We start from the raw sequence: 17,107 nt of genomic DNA, 5'->3' as shown, positions 1-17,107 counted from the left end.
GGCATCCGGAACGCGGCGAGATGCCCCAGAAATCCGGCGAAAGCGTGAAACCGTCAGTTCAGGTTGGAGAGGTCCGTCTGAACGCCGGCGCCACCCAGCGTCCGCAGCTCGAGCTTCATCATCAGCTTCTTCGTCGTCTCGATGCTGGAGTAGTCCTTGTCGACCTGGCTGTAGGCGATCGAGAAGGTGGTGCATTCGTCGTCATAGGCGAGGCCCACGGAGCTGCTCGCCAGCGTCTTCTCGTGGATGTCGTAGCCGACCGACCCGAAGGCGCGCCAATACTCCGCGAACTGCCATGAGCCGCGCACGCTGACGGCTTCGGTCGCCTCGGAATCGCTCGTCTCCGGATCGTCGCGGAGGAACAGATAGGAGGTCGACGCCGTCACCGCCCCCATCCGGCCGGTCGCCGTCAGCTCCGCCCGGTTGAGGGTGAAATCGCTCTCGTCGAGCCGGGTGCGGGCGGTCAGGAAATAGCCGTAGCCGGTATCGAGGGTCACGCGACCCACGTAGTCCGACCGGTCCGTCTCGAGGCCGGAAACGAGACCGGTCCCCGTCAGATCGTCGACCGCATAGGGATTCTGGCCGGCGACCTGGAAGGACTGGCCGACCAGCGCATCGACCGAGGCGAGTGTGCCGAACGTGCCGAGATAGTGCAGGCCGACATTGACGCGCGTGCCGCCCTCGATCCGGTCGTAGCCCGAGAACTTGTCCCAGTCGAAGAGGCTCGAATCGTCGAAAACGAGGCTCTGTGCATCCTCGTTCGGCAGATAGCCGGCGTCCTGCTCGTTCGGCCGGACGATCGCCTGGGCGATCGGCTCGAAAATGTGGGCGGTCGCGCCGACCGAGGTCATGATCGGCCAGCGCGCCTCGAGACCGACCGCCGGCATGCCGCGGAAGGTGCCCTCCGAATCCGACAGGCCGGCGATATTGTTGTCGGGGTCGACATAATAGGCGTCGCCGCGCAGATAGCCGAACGGCTTCAGCACGACGCCCATCGGGCCGATCACGGTCCGCTCCCACGTCACCTGCGAGGAGAGCCGGTTGTAGAGACCCGAGGCGCCGAGCACGCGGTCGATGCCGGGATCATAGACGCCCGTCGCGCCGCCCGCCCGATCGACGAAGTCGGTCTCGTCGCGCGACAGGCTGACGAAGTTGGACTTGACCGAAACCTCGCCGCCGAAGACCGAGTGATCGACGGTATAATCGTGATCGATGACCGGATGAACGACGGCCTGCCGTTCCTGGTCGTAGCGCGGGTCCTTGTCGTTCGACAGGACCTGGAAATAATAGCCCCGCGCGTCGAACCAGTTCCGTTCGCTCTCGCCGGTCAGATTGATCGAGGAGACCGCGACCGTCTTCTCACTGTTCAGCACGTCATAGTCGCGCGTGAAGGTCCGGTCGGAGGTGACCGTCGTGTCCCAGCCGAACGTCCATTTGTCGTTCAGGTAGAACTCGCCGGTGGTGCGGATGCCGCCGCGGAAATCCTTGACGCCGGAATTGCGGCTGTCGGCGTCGTAGAAGGCGTCCGGATCGGACTGCGAGATGCCGGCCATCGACAGCGTGTACTGGCCGTTGTCGAGGCGATGGCGCCATTCCGCGAGGGCGAGGAAGCCCTGCTGCGTATAGGCGGTCGGCGACAGCGTCAGGTCGTAATTCGGCGCCAGCGCCCAGAAATAGGGGACCCGGGCATAGGCGCCGACATTCGACGTGTAGCCGACGCTCGGCGGCAGGAAGCCGCTCTTGCGCTTGGTCGTCGGATCGGGCGCCGAGAAGACCGGCACCCAGGCGACCGGCACGCCGAGGAATTCGAGCTGCGCGCTGCGGAAGTGGACGAGATGCTCGACATGGTCGACGACGATGCGCGCCGCCTTGACCTGCCAGAGCGGCGCCTTGTTCGGGCGGTCGCGGCAGGGTTCGCAGGCCGTATAGACGCCGCGATAGAAGGTCGTTCGCTTGCCTTCGTCGCGCCGTGCGCGTTCGGCGGCGAAATGGGTCTGCGTCGGCGTGTCGAGCCGGAGCGCCTCGACGAAGCCGTCGCTCAGCGAATCGGTGACGTCGATCGAATCGGCCGTGACGATCGAGCCCTCGCGGTCGACGATCTTGACCCGGCCATCGGCTGTCATCCGACCACTCTTCTGGTCGTAGGTGACCTTGTCGGCCTCCAGCGTGTAGCCGTCGTAATAGATCTTCACGCTGCCGGCGGCGGAGACCTTCTGGGCGTCGTAATCGTAGATCAGCTGGTCGGCGTCGAGCAGCATCTGCGCGTTGCCGGCCGGCCGGCCGACACGGTCGAATCCGAATCCGAGCTGCCCGCTGCCGGTCTGAGCGAAGGCCGGAACGGCCGCCCCGGCGAGCCCGGCCACGACGAGGGCGGAACCGAGCAACGCCGCCCGTATCGTGCGGAGCACGCCACGCGGCGATGAGGACGGCTCAACAGCGGCAACTGCGATCATCCGTCCTCACGATGCAGCAACACGGTTACACTCATCAGCGCTGCGATGATTGCGGGCGTCCACGCTGCGACAGTTGCAGGCACGACGCCGCTCCCCCCGAGATCACGAGCAATTTCCCCGATGACATAAAGCACGAAGCCGATGGCCACGCCAGTGACAATTACCTGACCGATCTCGCGCGAACGGGAGAACCGAAGGGACACCGTCGCGGCCACCAGGACCATCGCCAGGAGGAACAGGGGCTGTGCCAGAAGTGTCTGATATTGCAGCTCGAATTGATGGGAAGGCAGGCCCGTCGTACGGGCGATGGCGATCAGGCTCGGCAGAGACCAGAACGAGATCGTCTCGGGATTGGCGAAGGCTTCCCGCACCTCGCGGGGGCCGAGATTCGTCGCGAGTCGCGTTTCGGCAACAGGCTCCGGTCGCTTGCCCGGCTCGGTCACGGTGGCGTCGACGAATCGCCAGCTGCCGTCGGCGTAGAGCGCCTTTCCCGCGTCGATCCGCCTGCGGAAGGCGCCGTCGTTCTCGAACACGAAGGCCGTCACGTCGATCAGCGTGAGGCCCTGATCGGTCGAATCCTTCGCGCCGATGATCGAGGCGCCGTCCTTGCCGCTCTGGCGCAGCCACAGCGCGCCGTTCGACTGGTCGCGCTGCGTGAGGCCGCCGCCGCTCGCTCTGAGGCTCGCGGCGATCTCGAGCGAGCGCTCCTTGAGCATGGCCGAGAACGGATTGAAGACGGTGGTCGCGAACACGCCGATGCCGAGCGCGACGATCGTCGCCGGGAGCAGGAACTGCCAGGCCGAAAGGCCGGCGGCGCGTGTGACGACGAGTTCGAGCTTGCGGTTCGCCATCACGAAGGTCGAGATCGCGGCGAAGAGCACGGTGAAGGGCAGCGCACGCTCGATCACCTGCGGCACGCGGAAGATCGAGACGAGGAAGGTGCGACCGGCGCTGAAAGTGTCGTCGCCGGCCCAGCGCTGCGCCAGCTCGACATAGTCGACGACCGCGATCAGCACGAAGCAGACGAGGAAAATCAGGAGGGTGGTCCGCAGGAAGCGGAGCGCGAAATAGCGCGAAAGGGTGGAGGAGCCGCCGAGCATCGCTCACCCCGACCCGCGGCCGAACAGCCGGTCGGCGCGATCCCGCAGGAAGGCGCCGAGCGCTTCCGGCCCGTCGATCCGCACCCCGGTCAGCACGAGTGCGAGGGCAAGCGCCGAGAGCCCGATCGGGATCGCGTAGAGGAGCGGCACGAGGGCGAGGTCGCCGCTGACGACGCCCGAGGCGAGGAAGCCACCGACGCGCGCGCCGGAGGCGATGAGCACCGCGCCGAGGATCGTCATGCCGCGTCCCTGGCGGGTCGTGCGCGCCTGGCCGAGCGCCGCGACCGGGATCAGCGCGAAGAGGAACGCATAGAAGGGCGAGGACAGCCGTTCGTGCAGCTCGGCCGTGTAGCGGCCCGGATCCTTGCGATAGCCCGGGTCCTTGGGATCGGGCGAGAGGAGCCAGAGCGTCGAGCGGTCGGCCGCCTGGTAGCGCGCCGGGCCGTCGCGCGTCGCGAAGCTCGACAGATCGAAGGCGTAGGATTCGAAGGCGATCATCGAGACGGCGTCGCTCGCCCGCGACTGCTGCTGGATCGTCCCGTTGTGCATGATGAGGAAGGTGCCGATCGGATTGCGCAACAGCGCGCCCTGCTCGGCGATGTAGACCGATTGCTGTGCCGGATCGCGCTCGTCGAGCACGAAGATGCCGCGCATCGTGCCGTCCGGCCGCTTCTCGCGGACATGGAAGACGAGATCCTTGCCGAGCGGCATGAACTGGCCCTCGCGGATCACCGTCGAGATCACGTCGGCCGTAACCTGCGTCATCATCTCGCGCCAGGACCGAAGCGAATCCGGCACCAGCCACAGCGACATCACGGCCGAGACGGCGGTCGCGAGGATGCCGAGCCGCAGCGCCGGGCGCAGCACCGTCATCTGCGAGGCGCCGCTCGCATTGATCACGACGAGTTCGGAATCGGCGTTCAGCTGATTGAGCGTGAACAGGACCGCGATGATCACCGCCACGGGCAGGACAACGAGGATCAGGCCCGGCAGAATGAGCGCGGTGATCTGGAAGAAGATGACGAAGCTCTGGCTCTTCGCCGTCACGAGATCGAGCTCGCGCAAGGCCTGGCTGAGCCAAACGGTGCCCGACAGCGCGACGAGGCTGAGCACGCAGGCGCCGAGCATCCGGCGGAAGATGTGGCGCTCGATGAGCTTCATCGCGGAATCGGCCGGCCTTTCCTGTCCGCCTCGGCAGCGGAATTATCGCCGCGCAGGCCTCGCTGGCAAGCGCCTCGCCGTCGCGGCCCGCGCCGGCGGTGTCGCGGTGGGCGCAGTCGGGAGCCGGGGGGCGCGGCGTCCTGACGCCGATCGAGACGGCCGCGTCGCTTGCCATCGTCGGCGAAGGGGCGGCAAACTGTCCGTTCCCGCGGCTCTCCGGCCGCCGTTCCGTCGAGAGTTCCGATGTCCGCGCTCCCCGAAATCACCTTCGCCAAGGCCCTGCCCGAGGGCGGCACGCTCGTCGTGCTGGCCGACGAGACGCTGAAGCTGGGCACGGCCGCGCAGGCCGCCGGCATCGGCCCGCTCGTCGAGCGGGCGGCGCGGATCGCCGACTTCAAGGGCAAGGGCTTCGCTCTGCTCGATCTCATCGCGCCGGGTGATGTCGCGCGCGATCGGGTGATCGTCGTCGGCCTCGGCAAGACGGCGGACCTTGTCCGGCGCGATTATGCCCGGCTCGGCGGGGTGATCGCCGGCGCGTTGCGGAAGGGCGAGACGGCTTCGCTGCTCGCCGAATGGCCGGATGGCACCGCGCTCTCGGCCGAGCAGCTCGCCGAACTGGCCCTCGGCGCGCGGCTCCGCGCCTATGGCTTCGACCGCTACAAGAGCGCGAGCGGCGCGAAACGCGAGGCCGAGACGGCGAAGGCCGGCGAGGAGACGGTGGTGAAGAAGGCCTTCGCGCTCACGGTCGTCACGGCCGAGACCGGCAAGGCGAAAAAGGCGTGGAGCGACGCATCCGGCCTCGCCGGCGGTATCGAGCTCGCCCGGGACCTCGTCAACGAGCCGCCGAACGTGCTCGGTCCGGTCGAACTCGCCGAACGGGCGGAGGCGCTCGCGAGCCTGGGCGTCGAGATCGAGGTGCTCGACGAGAAGAAGATGAAGAAGCTCGGCATGCGCGCCCTGCTCGGCGTCGCGCAGGGCTCGGTACGGCCGCCGCGGCTGGTCGCCATGCGCTGGAACGGGCTCGGCAAGACGAAGGGGAAGGACGCGCCCGGCCCGGTCGCCTTCGTCGGCAAGGGCGTCGTGTTCGACACCGGCGGCATATCGATCAAGCCGGCCGGCGGCATGGAGGACATGAAGGGCGACATGGGCGGCGCCGCCGCCGTGATCGGTCTGATGCACGCGCTCGCGTCCCGCCAGGCCAAGGCGGATGTCGTCGGTGTCGTCGGCATCGTCGAGAACATGCCGGACGGCGCGGCGCAGCGGCCGGGCGACATCGTCACCGCGGCCTCCGGCACGACGATCGAGATCATCAACACCGATGCCGAGGGCCGGCTCGTGCTCGCCGATGCGCTGTGGTGGACGGTTGAAGAATACAAGCCGCGCGCCATCGTCGACCTCGCGACGCTGACCGGCGCGATCATCGTCGCGCTCGGCCATCACAATGCGGGCCTGTTCTCGAACGACGACGCGCTCGCCGCGGCGCTTTCGGCGGCAGGGGAGGCGACCGGCGAGCCGGTCTGGCGGATGCCGCTCGGGGCGGCCTATGACAAGCAGATCGAATCGAAATTCGCCGACATCAAGAACACCGGCGGCCGCGACGCGGGCTCGGCAACGGCGGCGGCGTTCCTGAAGCGCTTCGTTCCCGAGGGCACCCCCTGGGCGCATCTCGATATCGCCGGCACGGCGATGGGCTCGGCGCCGACCGAGATCAACCGCTCCTGGGCTTCGGGCTGGGGCGTCCGTCTGCTCGATCGCCTCGTCGCCGACCGCTACGAGGGCTGAAGCCCGGCGCGGCGGTGACGGATATTGTAGGCCTTGCGCAGCAGCCAGTCGCGCTGCTTGGCCCAGTGGCGTCGGTAATCGGACAGACCGCGGGGGCCGTAGGGCTCCCGCGCGCCGATATCGGTCGCCTCGATCGCGGCCTCGACATGGGTCACGCGATAGGGCAGGAGCGCATAGCTCGGAATGCCGTGCAGCCAGAACGCGTCGAGGAAATAGTCGACCGGCATGGTCCAGACCGCGGAATGGTCGAGCAGGGTCCGCGCCGCCGCCGGTGAAACGGCATAGCATTGCGTCCCCATGCCGCCCTTCTCCAGCCGGGCCAGCCGATAGCCGCCGTCGAGCTGTTCCTCGGCGAGCGCCTTGCGCTCCGAGAGCGCGGCGAGCCGGAGCACGCCGAGCCGACCGATCGCGCCTTCGGCATGGGCAAGGGCCGCGGGAAAACCGGGTTCGAGCGTGAGGTCGTCCTCCATCACGAGGATCGGCGTGGCCCGGTCGACGGCACGCTGCCAGGCGGCATAGTGGCTCGCATAGCAGCCCACCTCGCCCTCGTTGAGGCGATGTCCGAACCGGCGGAGCGTCGCCGCCTCGTCATAGCGGGAGACGGCACGATGCTCGCCCCGGCGTCCGTCGACGGCCCGCAGCACCTCGAAGTCGAGCCCGAGCCGTGACAGCGCCTGCGCCATCCGGTTCCGCCGGTCCGTCGATCGCTCGAGGTTGATGACGAGGATCTTCAAGCGGCCTCCATGGACAGGAAGTCGAAGGCGGGCCGCGGCCCGTCATAGAGTGCGCCGGCCTCGCGTCTGTCGGCCTTGGCGAAATAGGGCACGTCCCGCCAATTCTCCGGCCAACCCCTCATCTCGTCATCGGTCTTCAGCCATTTGAGGTGAAGGAAGGTCGGCGTCGGCAGAAAATACTTTCTCGCCTTCCAGATTCGCCAGCCGTGCCTGTGGAACTTGCCGAGCCGGAACACCTCGGTATGGCTTCCGCTCTCGAACGAGAAGCCGGGCAGGACACGAAAATTGCGCGCCTCGACGAAGGTCCGCGGCAATGCTCGGGACAGATGCAGGTCGCGCGTCACCACATTCACGCCGAAATCGAAGACCGCGTCGTAATCGGCGAGCAGGCCGCGTATGCGCGAGATGGCCCCGGGAAGGGCGATGTGGTCCGCATCCCACCGGATGGCACTGCTGAAACGGGTCTGGGCCAGGGACCAGTTGCAGAAATAGGTCCAGCAATCGGGCTGCCGGGGGTCCTGCGTGTCGAAGCCGGGTCCGAAGGCGCGCGTCTCGACGGGATAGGGAACGATGCGGACCTTGTCGCTGCGGAAGCCCCGGACGATCGCCTCGGTGCGGTCCCGTGAAGGCTGAAGACAGACGACCACCTCGTCCACGTCGTCGACGATCGATGCGATCGCCGGCCCGATCCATCGCTGCTCGTCTTTGGCGCGAATGAACGCCGACAACCCGAGCGGCCGGTCGTTGTAGGGCGCGATCTCGGTTGGAGCGTGCGCCATTGTTCAGCGATGTCCCGCGCTGCCGGAGCGCCGTGGCCATTCGACGGCGATGAGGCGTCGCAGACGGTCCGGCCCGGTGGGAGGAGGCCCCGCCCTCCTGGCCATGCTCCGCCGCAGAGCGCCGCGTGGCCGCGGCCGCGCGGAAGCGACCCGCCGGCCTCCTCCGCGCGGCAGCGGGGGAGGCGTGAGGACGCTCGGCCCGGCAGGATGGTTCGCGGTCTTCAACTCTGCCCCCGGTGGTCGTGGCGCGCAGGAATCGCGCTTGCCGATCCCGCGACCTTGACATTCTTGCTGCTCTCGTCTCAACCCGGACCTGAGGAACGCTCCGGGCGAGTGTCCGGCGTGTGGCGTCGAGCTGCGGCGAGCCGCGCTCCGGTCGGTGCCGAGGCCGGGCGATTCGATCACAGATCGGACCGTCCCGCTCCTTGTGGCGGAGCGGCGCCGGTCGCGTCGGCGAAGGCGATGGTGCGGCGGATGCCGCCGCGGGCGATCCAGCCGAGCTGGGCGGCGAGCCGGGCGGCCTCGCGCGCGAGCTTCGCGGCGGGGCGCAGGCGCGGCGGGGCGGTGGCGACCGTCTGGTAATCGATCGTGCTCACCGTCGCAGCGCTATTCACGGGCGCGGCAGGAGCGAACTGCCGCTGGATGCAGAGCGCGGGGTCGACCTGCAGAAAGCGGAGGCGGTGCTGCCGGTGCGCCTCGTATCCGAAGAGGAGATGATCGATCGGCATCCGGAGCGGGTCGGCCTGGTCCACCAACTGGCGCGCGGCGTCACGCGAAATCAGGTATCCGGCGGCGCCGAGATGGCGGGAGACGACCCGGCGCAGTCGCCGGCCGGCCGGCGCCGGCAGGCCTCCGAGGCCGAAAAACTCGCGATCGCCGATCGTGTCGAGCTTGACCAGGCCGATTCCCGGCGGAACCCAGCCTGTATCGTCGAGATAGGCGGACAGGCTGAGGCTGAAGACCGCATCGTCCTCGAAGACGGCGCCCCAGGGCGCATCGCCTTTCGCGATCAGCCGCCAGACGCTTACGTGCGAAAGGACGGCCGCGGTGTGGCCGCGATGGCCGCTGCGCACCCAGTCGGGAAAGGCTTGGCCGGGAATCGGATCCGGCAGCGTCCTGGCGTCGATGGCAGCGAAACGCTCGACCGCAACGCCGACGCGCCGGGCCTCGGCCATGAATTCCTCGAGCCGCTCCGGCGAGCGGTCGAGATTGATCACATAGGCAGGAATCATGACCGTCCGATCGAAGTGAAATAATCCGACGCGTTGTACGAGACGCGCATGACCTCGCCGAGCAGCCGGTGCGCCTCGCGGGCGATCTTGTTCGGGAACGACGCCCTGTGGTCCCAGCGAATCGACTCGATGGTGGAGGGCAGCCCGTCCGAGGGACGCTCCCATACCGGATAGGGCTTCAGGGCCATGATGCGCAGGCCGTGCAGCCAGAACATGTCGATGTAGTGGTCGATCGGCTCGGCGAGCGTGTCGATCTCGTGAAGCAGGGCCCGGGCACCCTGCGGCGAGAGGGCGTAGCCCATCGTGCCGCGCGGCCCGTTCGACAGCCGCACGACCTGACGCCCCCGCGGCAGGCTCTCGACCACCCGGCCCGGCCGTTCCCGGATCGCGGCGATGCGCAGCAGCGGATAGCGTTCGACGAGATCGCGAATCAAGGGGACGTCTTCGGCGAAGCGGTCCTCGGTGATCACATCGTCTTCGAGCACGATGACGGGCCGTCCGGTCTCGCTGCACCGTCGCCAGATGGCGACATGGCTCGCCGCGCAGCCGAGCTCGCCGGGCGTCAGCGGCCTGAGACCGTGACGTGCCGCGATTGCCGGATCGTAGCGGAACTCTCTCGCGTGTTCGCCCTTGCGGCCGTCGAACGCCGGGAAGAACTGATAGACGACGCCGAGCCGATCGAGCTGTTCCGCCATAAGGGTGCGGCGCTCGGTGGAGCGTTCGAGATTGACGACGAGAATGTCTATATCGGAACGCAAACGACCCCCTCGCAGCGCCCGGTTTCCCCGGGTGCCGCCCTTCCGCCCCCCGCGGCGATCTTGCCATTCCCCACCGCAACGGTGCAACCGATGACTGAGGTCTTTTTCTACCACCTGCAGAAGCAGAGCCTCGAAGCGGTGCTGCCGGGCCTGCTCGAGAAGGCGATCGAGCGGGGCTGGCGGGTGGTGGTCGAGGCGGGATCGCGGGAGCGGCTCGAGGCCCTCGACGCCCATCTGTGGACCTACCGGGAGGATTCGTTCCTGCCGCATGGCACAGCGGGCGACGCGCAGGCCGCGCTGCAGCCGATCCTCCTCACCACGGCACCCGACAATCCGTACGGGGCGGCGGTCCGCTTCCTCGTCGATGGCGCGCCGTTCGCGAGCGCGGAGGGCTATGAGCGGCTGGTGGTGATCTTCGACGGCAACGATCGGGACGCGCTCGCCGCGGCGCGCGACGCCTGGAAGCGGGCGAAGGCGGCCGGCCACGACTCGACCTATTGGCAGCAGTCGGAGCGCGGCCGCTGGGAGCGGAAGGCCTGAGACGGCCGCGGGGCTCAGAGGAAGAGGATATCGCCGGAGAAGTGCCGGACGGTCTGGAGCTCCGTGGACCCGTCGCGCGTCACCGCGCAGCGATAATTGCCGAGCAGCCGCTTCAGCGCGGCGAAGTCGTCCGGGCTGTAGAGGTGATCGAGCACCTCGATGAACAGCGGTACGCGGGCTTCGAGGAGAGCCGGCATGCCGGCGAGCACCTGCCGCTCGAAGCCCTCCACGTCGATCCAGACGAGGCCGATCTCGGCCGGCTCGACGGCGAGGCGGTCGAGGATCGTGTCGACCCGCTCGACCTCGACTTCGATATCGGCGCCGCGCTGACCGCGGAGGGAATGGTGCAGGCTGCCGCCGCCGGAGTTCTGCGGGTCCGGGTTGAAGGGCAAGCGCCCGGCCTCTGCGCCCGCCGCCGAGGGGACGACGGTGATCGGGAGATCGTTCAGCAAGGCGTTGAGCCGGATCGTCTCGATATTGTCCGTCATCGGTTCGATCGCGATGGCCCGGTCGAAGGCGCCGCCGATCAGCGCATAGACCGATTGCGTTCCGACATGGGCGCCGACATCGAGGAAGACGCGGCCGCGCGGTCCGCTCCCCAGTCGCTCGACCACCCAGTCCAGGTCGTCGCGCTGCCAGTGACCCTGATCCATAAGCGTCCGACCCATGAAATCGTTCGGGTCGAACGCCATCCGGTGGTCGGAGAACGTCTTGACGACGATGTCGAATGGCACCGTGCGGTAGCGGTCGAGCTTGGCAGAGCGGGCGAGCGGCTGGTAGACGAACCGGCGCTTGGCATCCTGGAATGCCTCTTCGAGCGCCTTCAAGGCGTGGATTTTCAATGGCGTCCCCCGGTGCGCGGCGGCGTCATCCTGCGCGAAGAGCCGCCTCCGTGCAACCTTCGCCGCCCTTCCTGCGGGGCGTTCGCCGCCCCTCCGGCTTCGGGGGCGAGAGGGACGGACGGAGGTCAGCCGGCCTCGGCGGCCTCGTATTCGGCCGAAAGCTCGAGCCAGGACTCCTCCGCCGCGGCGAGACGGCGCTCGGCTTCGGCGCGGGCCTTCGCCGTCGCGGTCGCCTTTGCCGGATCGCGCAGATAAAGATCACCGTCGGCGAGGATCGTGTCGGCCCTGGCGATCGCGACGCGCAGCTTCTCCATCTCGTCTTCGAGGCCGCGGATGCGCTTGCGCAAGGGGGCGAGTTCCGCCCGGCGCTGCGCCGCGTCGCGGCGGCGATCCTGCGCCGAGGCGCGGCTCTCGGCCTCACGGGCCTCGCGCGTCTCCTCGGACCCGCCGGACAGGATCAGCCGGCGGTAATCCTCCATGTCGCCGTCGAAGGCGCGGACGGCGCCGTCCGCGACCAGCAACAGGCGGTCGACGGTCGCTTCGACCAGATGGCGGTCGTGGCTGATCAGGATCACGGCGCCCTTGTAATCGTTGAGGGCGTGGACGAGCGCCTCGCGGCTGTCGATGTCGAGATGGTTGGTCGGCTCGTCGAGGATCAGGAGATTCGCCCCGCCGAAGGTGGCGAGGCCGAGCAGCAGCCGCGCCTTCTCGCCGCCCGACAGGTCCTTGGCGGGCGTGTCCATCTTGGCGGTCGGGAAGCCCATCGCGCCGACCCGCGCGCGGACCTGTGCCTCCGGCCGGTCCGGCATCAGCGGCCGGACATGATCGACGGCCGAGCCGTTCGGATCGAGCTCGTCGAGCTGATGCTGCGCGAAATAGGCGATCTCCATCCGTTCGTCCCGCCGCATCGTGCCCGAAAGGGGCGGCAGGCGGCCGGAGATCAGCTTGGCGAAGGTCGACTTGCCGTTGCCGTTGGCGCCCAGGAGCGCGATGCGGTCGTCGGTGTCGATCCTGAGGTCGATCCGGCGCAGCACCGGGGCTTCGGGCGCATAGCCGACCGCGATGCCGTCGAGCGCGATCAGCGGCGGCGCCAGCATCCGCTTCGGATCGGGGAAGGCGAAGGGGGTGACGGCATCGTCGACCAGCGCCGCGATCGGCTGCAGCTTCTCGAGCATCTTGACGCGCGACTGCGCCTGCCGGGCCTTCGAGGCCTTGGCGCGGAAGCGGTCGACGAAGGCCTGCAGATGCTTGCGCTGCTCCTCCTGCTTCTCGCGCGCCTTCATCTGCTGCGCCTGCCGCTCGCGCCGCTGGCGGTCGAAGGATTCGTAGCCGCCGCGATAGGTGGTGAGCTTGCCCTGGTCGAGATGGACGATCATGCCGACCGCCCGGTCGAGCAGGTCGCGGTCGTGGCTGATCAGGAAGACGGTGTGCGGATAGCGGGCGAGATAGGTCTCGAGCCAGAGCGTCCCTTCGAGATCGAGATAGTTGGTCGGCTCGTCGAGCAGCAGGAGGTCGGGGGCGGAGAAGAGCACGGCGGCGAGCGCGACGCGCATCCGCCAGCCGCCCGAGAAGGAGGAGCAGGGCCGGCGCTGCGCCGCCGCATCGAAGCCGAGGCCGTAGAGGATCGCCCCGGCACGCGCCTCCGCCGAATGCGCCTCGATGTCGGCGAGGCGGATCTGGATCGCCGCGATCCGCTCGGGGTCGGTCGCCCGCTCGGCCTCGGCGAGCAGCGCCGCGCGCTCGCGGTCCGCGGCGAGCACGGTATCGAGGAGGCTGTCCTCGGTCGCCGGCGCCTCCTGCGCCACCTGGCCGATGCGCACGCCTTTCGGCAGCACGATCGTGCCGCTCTCCGCGGCGATGTCGCCGGTGATCAGCCTGAAGAGCGTCGTCTTGCCGGTGCCGTTGCGGCCGACGAAGCCGGCCTTCGCCCCGTCGGGCAGAGCGAGGGTCGCGCCTTCGAGCAGGGTCCGTCCGGCGATGCGATAGGTGACGTCGTTGACGTGGAGCATGGCCGCTGATGTGCCCCGGCCGGGCGGGCGAGGCAAGAGGCCGGAGAGGCCGATCCGCGATCGCCCTTCAGCGCTGCCTGATGTCGTCGATGATCAGGGCGGCATGGATGGCGGAGAGCTCGTAGCAGAGCACGAGCTCCTTCTCCCCGGCCTTCCATTCCGCCGTCGGGCTGCCGCAGGGCGCGGCGCGGACGGTGACACCGTCCGGCAGGAGGTAGTGGTCGGCGAGGCGATCGCCGACTTCCTCGAGCACCCGGTTGTCGGAGAGCACCGTCGCCTCGAGCTCAAGGTCGTCGGGAGCGGGGTCGTAGACCGTCCGCACGGCCGACTTCGCGGCTGCCGCGGGCCGGCGGAAGGGCGCGAGGATCGCGTCGAAGGCGGCGCGGTCGCGCGCATAGTCGGCGACGCAACGGTCCCGCGCCGCCGGTGCAAGGGCGACGGCGTCGGCGATGTCGGAAAAGCCCTGCGGATCGGCGCCGACCATCCGGCAGGTGATCGCGTTGGCGCGGGTGAGGTCGAGCGCGTGCGGCCCGATCGGCACGGACGAGCCATCGTTCGAGGCGGTCAGCCGGTCCGACAGATACCAGGTGTCGATCGCATTCACGAGGGTCTGGTCGCCCGCCGCCGAGCGTGGTTCGAGCAGGGTGAAGGTGGCGAAATCATCCGCGCCGCGTTCGCCGTCCACGGGCAGGCGGAAGACATCGGCCGCCATGTGGCCGGCCGCCTGCAGCAGCGCGAAGACGGCGTTGCCGACCATGAAATCGACCGTCTCCGCCATCTCGGCCTGCGTCATCCTTCGCGATTCGGAAAGCGCATCGACCGGCACCGCCGCCGCAGGCACGGTGCCGAGGAGAAGAGCTGTGAAGGCAGCGCGAAGCATGGCGACTCACAAACGCCGGAGGCGGCAGAACGATGCGGGAATATCGTCATGCTGCGCTGCCGCGAGAAGGGAGACAAGAGACCTTCTTCACACGTCCCCGGATGAATGGCGCCGTGGTGAATCGAGAGCTTCCGTCGCCGGAGGGAGGGCGCCGGCGGTCAGCTCATGCCGATGCCGGTCTCGCGCTGATAGGCGAGGAGATCGAGCGAGGGCGCGGCGTCGCGGCCGCCGATCGCCGTCAGGACGGCGTGCGCCTGGCCGCGGTGATGGGTCTGGTGGTTGAAGAGGTGGAAGAGGGCGGGGGCGAGCGGCTGGGTGATGTCGCGCGGATTGGTGACGGTGCGGTAGGTGAAGAGGCCGGCGAGCCGGGTCGCGTCGAGCCCCTCGGCGAAGGCGAGGATGCGGGCGTCCTCGGCGAAGCGCGCCTCGGCGAGAGCGGCGAGGGCGCTGTAGGGCTGTTCGTCGAGGGTGAGATGGAGCGGCCCGTCGCCGGTGAAGCGGCGCATCCAGATCCGGTCGGTGACGAGGAGATGGCTGAGCGTGCCGTGCAGCGAGCCGAAGAAGGCACCGCGGTCGGCGCGGTAGTCGGCGTCGTCGAGCGCCCCGGCGGCGGCATAGAGGCGGCGGTTGGCCCAGGCATTGTAGCCCGCGAGCATCACGAAGGGGTTGGTCACGGCATCCTCCCGTCATCCGATGCGCGCGAGGGTGCCCGGGCGGGGCACGGTCGGGCAAGCCCCGGCGCGCGGGGCCGGCCTCCGCCTTGCCGCCGTCATGCGCCGCCGCTATACGGTCCGCCACCTTTCCCGACCAATCAAGGAAGCGAGCAAGACATGGCGATCGAACGCACCTTTTCGATGATCAAGCCGGACGCGACGAAGCGCAACCTCACCGGCAAGATCACGGCCAAGCTCGAAGAGGCCGGCCTGCGCGTCGTCGCTTCGAAGCGCGTGTGGATGTCGAAGGCGCAGGCCGAGGGCTTCTACGCCGTCCACAAGGATCGGCCCTTCTTCGGCGAGCTGGTCGAGACGATGACCTCCGGCCCGACCGTGGTGCAGGTGCTCGAGGGCGAGAACGCCATCCTCAAGAACCGCGAAGTGATGGGCGCGACCAACCCGGCGAACGCCGCCGAAGGCACGATCCGCAAGGAATTCGCCGTGTCGATCGGCGAGAACTCGGTGCACGGCTCGGACGCGCCGGAGACGGCCGCGCAGGAGATCGCCTACTGGTTCTCGGGCGTCGAGCTCGTCGGCTGAGGCCTCGCACTTTTTCCCGCCGCGGCTGAGCGGCGGGTCGCCTAGCGGCCGGCGTCCTCGACGCCGGCCTCCCGCCAGCGCGACGCCGCATCGTCGTCGGCATCCTTCGCCGCGACCCACCCCGTGTCCCCGGCGCGGCCGTGCTCCTTCTTCCAGAAGGGCGCATGGGTTTTCAGGAAATCCATCACGAACTCCGCCACCGCGAACGCCGCATGGCGATGCGGCGAGGCCGCGGCGACGAGCACGATCGGCGCGCCGGGCTCCATGCGCCCGTGGCGATGGACGATCGTCAGCGCCTGGACCGGCCAGCGCTCCGCCGCCTGCGCGGCGATGCGGCCGAGTTCCGCCTCCGCCATGCCCGGATAATGCTCGAGTTCGAGCGCCGCGAGGCGGCCGTCCTCGTCGCGGCAGAGGCCGGTGAAGGTGACGACGGCGCCGATATCGGTGCGGCCCGCGGTGATCGCCGCCAGCTCGGCGGCCTGATCGAACGGCGCCGCGCTGACGGCGACATGGATGCGGCAGGCCATCGGCGGCTCCCGATCGGCCGTCAGCCGCCGGTCATCGGCGGGAACAGCGCGATCTCGCGGCTGCCGCCGATCGGCATGTCGTGGTCGGCATGGGTCTGGTCGAGCGCGACGCGGATCGTCGCGGGATGTTCGAGCGCGTGTTCGTATTCCTCGCCGCGCGTCCTGAGCCAGCGCAGCAGATCGCTCACCGTCTCGACGCCCTCCGGCGGTTCGACGATTTCCTCGGGACGGCCGATCCGCTCCCGCACCCAGGCGAAATAGACGAGCCTCACGGCTTCTCCTCGAGGATGTGGCCGAGCCCGGCCCGGAAATAATCGTAGCCCGTATAGAGCGTGACGATCGCCGAGATCCAGAGCAGGCCGAGGCCGGTGTCGGTCGTATAGGCGAACAGCCGGTCGCCCGCCGGCCCCGCGACGAGGAGCGCGACGGCGACGAGCTGGATCGTCGTCTTCCACTTGGCGAGCCGGGTGACCGGCACGCTGACGCGCAGCTCGGCGAGATACTCGCGCAGGCCCGAGACGAGGATCTCGCGCGACAGGATGATCACCGCCGCCCAGATCGTCACCCCGCCGATGGTCCGCTCATAGACGAGGGCGAGCAGCGAGGCGGCGACGAGCAGCTTGTCGGCGATCGGATCGAGCATGCGGCCGATCGAGCTCTGCTGCTGCCACAGCCGCGCCAGCCAGCCGTCGAAGTAATCCGTCACGCTCGCCGCGACGAATATGAGGAAGCCGGCGAGCCGCCATCCTTCCTGCCCGCCGACGATGCAGAAGACGACGATCGGGACGGCGACGATGCGCGCATAGGTGAGGATGTTCGGCAGCGACAGGAGGAGGGCGCGCTGGGCGCCCGGCGTGCCGAAGCTCTGGAGCTCGGTCATGTCACACTCCTGAAGGCGGGAGGCGCTAATCGCCGCGCACCATGGGAACCGGAATTCGGAATCGGCTGGATAGTAAACCCCTCGATTGCGACTTCGCCATGAACTTGCTGTCGAAAACAGAATCCAGCGAGCCTGCGCCCGTGCCGCGGTGGTCGCCGCGACGAGGACATACCGGGG

17 protein-coding genes are annotated in these 17,107 nt (G+C 68.8%); 3 read left to right on the top strand and 14 right to left on the bottom strand.

Annotation, left to right across the window (positions count from 1 at the left end; translation table 11 throughout):
- Positions 1–53: 53 nt before the first annotated feature.
- From GGQ63_RS02665 to lptF, 3 genes are all read right to left on the bottom strand, one after another.
- Entirely contained in the window at positions 54–2,384 is a 2,331-nt protein-coding gene (locus GGQ63_RS02665) for an LPS-assembly protein LptD (protein WP_183852196.1), read from the bottom strand.
- A gap of 65 nt (positions 2,385–2,449) precedes the next feature.
- The gene (gene lptG, locus GGQ63_RS02660; RefSeq protein ID WP_183852194.1) at positions 2,450–3,553 is read right to left on the bottom strand and encodes an LPS export ABC transporter permease LptG; all 1,104 of its coding nucleotides are present in this window, start codon (positions 3,551–3,553) and stop codon (positions 2,450–2,452) included.
- A gap of 3 nt (positions 3,554–3,556) precedes the next feature.
- Entirely contained in the window at positions 3,557–4,714 is a 1,158-nt protein-coding gene (gene lptF / locus GGQ63_RS02655; protein ID WP_183852192.1) for an LPS export ABC transporter permease LptF, read from the bottom strand.
- A 243-nt stretch (positions 4,715–4,957) separates the two neighbouring features.
- Between lptF and GGQ63_RS02650 the strand changes: the two genes are divergently transcribed.
- On the top strand, positions 4,958–6,496 hold the full coding sequence (locus GGQ63_RS02650; protein WP_183852190.1) for a leucyl aminopeptidase: 1,539 nt from the start codon (positions 4,958–4,960) through the stop codon (positions 6,494–6,496).
- Here the strand turns inward: GGQ63_RS02650 and GGQ63_RS02645 are convergent.
- The 4 genes from GGQ63_RS02645 to GGQ63_RS02630 all read right to left on the bottom strand — a co-directional run bounded on the left by GGQ63_RS02645 (position 6,484) and on the right by GGQ63_RS02630 (position 9,999).
- Positions 6,484–7,230 (bottom strand): glycosyltransferase family 25 protein, encoded by a 747-nt coding sequence (locus tag GGQ63_RS02645; RefSeq protein ID WP_183852188.1) that lies wholly within the window; start codon positions 7,228–7,230, stop codon positions 6,484–6,486. The genes GGQ63_RS02650 and GGQ63_RS02645 overlap by 13 nt on opposite strands.
- Positions 7,227–8,009, bottom strand: coding sequence for a hypothetical protein (locus GGQ63_RS02640; protein ID WP_183852186.1), 783 nt, complete (start codon positions 8,007–8,009; stop codon positions 7,227–7,229). Before GGQ63_RS02640 ends, GGQ63_RS02645 begins: the two co-directional genes overlap by 4 nt.
- 401 nt (positions 8,010–8,410) lie before the next feature.
- Positions 8,411–9,241 (bottom strand): glycosyltransferase family 25 protein, encoded by an 831-nt coding sequence (locus GGQ63_RS02635; RefSeq protein ID WP_183852183.1) that lies wholly within the window; start codon positions 9,239–9,241, stop codon positions 8,411–8,413.
- Positions 9,238–9,999: a glycosyltransferase family 25 protein gene (locus GGQ63_RS02630; protein WP_183852181.1), complete on the bottom strand. Its 762-nt coding sequence runs from the start codon at positions 9,997–9,999 to the stop codon at positions 9,238–9,240. The genes GGQ63_RS02635 and GGQ63_RS02630 overlap by 4 nt, the downstream gene beginning before the upstream one ends.
- Before the next feature lie 90 nt (positions 10,000–10,089).
- Here GGQ63_RS02630 and GGQ63_RS02625 point away from each other — a divergent pair, with 90 nt between their 5' ends.
- Positions 10,090–10,539: a DNA polymerase III subunit chi gene (locus tag GGQ63_RS02625; protein ID WP_183852178.1), complete on the top strand. Its 450-nt coding sequence runs from the start codon at positions 10,090–10,092 to the stop codon at positions 10,537–10,539.
- 14 nt (positions 10,540–10,553) lie between these two features.
- Here the strand turns inward: GGQ63_RS02625 and GGQ63_RS02620 are convergent, their stop codons facing one another.
- The 4 genes from GGQ63_RS02620 to GGQ63_RS02605 form a co-directional block, all read right to left on the bottom strand.
- Positions 10,554–11,381, bottom strand: coding sequence for an FkbM family methyltransferase (locus GGQ63_RS02620; RefSeq protein ID WP_183852176.1), 828 nt, complete (start codon positions 11,379–11,381; stop codon positions 10,554–10,556).
- 125 nt (positions 11,382–11,506) lie between these two features.
- A complete protein-coding gene (locus GGQ63_RS02615; protein ID WP_183852174.1) occupies positions 11,507–13,390 on the bottom strand; it encodes an ABC-F family ATP-binding cassette domain-containing protein in 1,884 nt (627 codons plus the stop codon).
- Positions 13,391–13,457: 67 nt separating this feature from the next.
- The gene (locus GGQ63_RS02610) at positions 13,458–14,270 is read right to left on the bottom strand and encodes a DUF4344 domain-containing metallopeptidase (protein ID WP_183852172.1); all 813 of its coding nucleotides are present in this window, start codon (positions 14,268–14,270) and stop codon (positions 13,458–13,460) included.
- 158 nt (positions 14,271–14,428) lie between these two features.
- Positions 14,429–14,944 carry a DinB family protein gene (locus tag GGQ63_RS02605; protein ID WP_183852170.1) on the bottom strand — a complete coding sequence of 172 codons (516 nt, stop codon included), beginning with the start codon at positions 14,942–14,944 and terminating at the stop codon, positions 14,429–14,431.
- Positions 14,945–15,100: 156 nt separating this feature from the next.
- Here GGQ63_RS02605 and ndk point away from each other — a divergent pair, with 156 nt between their 5' ends.
- Positions 15,101–15,523, top strand: a complete 423-nt coding sequence (ndk, locus tag GGQ63_RS02600) for a nucleoside-diphosphate kinase (RefSeq protein ID WP_183852168.1) — start codon at positions 15,101–15,103, stop codon at positions 15,521–15,523.
- Between the two features lie 41 nt (positions 15,524–15,564).
- Here ndk and GGQ63_RS02595 read toward each other — a convergent pair whose 3' ends face one another.
- From GGQ63_RS02595 to pgsA, 3 genes are read right to left on the bottom strand one after another with little or no spacing between them, the layout of a single operon-like run.
- Positions 15,565–16,050: a molybdenum cofactor biosynthesis protein MoaE gene (locus GGQ63_RS02595; protein ID WP_183852166.1), complete on the bottom strand. Its 486-nt coding sequence runs from the start codon at positions 16,048–16,050 to the stop codon at positions 15,565–15,567.
- A 20-nt stretch (positions 16,051–16,070) separates the two neighbouring features.
- A complete protein-coding gene (gene moaD / locus GGQ63_RS02590) occupies positions 16,071–16,322 on the bottom strand; it encodes a molybdopterin converting factor subunit 1 (protein WP_183852164.1) in 252 nt (83 codons plus the stop codon).
- Positions 16,319–16,930, bottom strand: coding sequence for a CDP-diacylglycerol--glycerol-3-phosphate 3-phosphatidyltransferase (pgsA, locus tag GGQ63_RS02585; protein WP_183852162.1), 612 nt, complete (start codon positions 16,928–16,930; stop codon positions 16,319–16,321). The genes moaD and pgsA overlap by 4 nt, the downstream gene beginning before the upstream one ends.
- Positions 16,931–17,107: the final 177 nt, after the last annotated feature.

Origin of the sequence: Prosthecomicrobium pneumaticum (genome assembly GCF_014199915.1) — a bacterium.
Classification (GTDB): Bacteria; Pseudomonadota; Alphaproteobacteria; order Rhizobiales; family Kaistiaceae; genus Prosthecomicrobium; species Prosthecomicrobium pneumaticum.
Note: the sequence above shows the minus strand (reverse complement) of the source record. Positions and strands in the feature narration are given on the sequence as shown.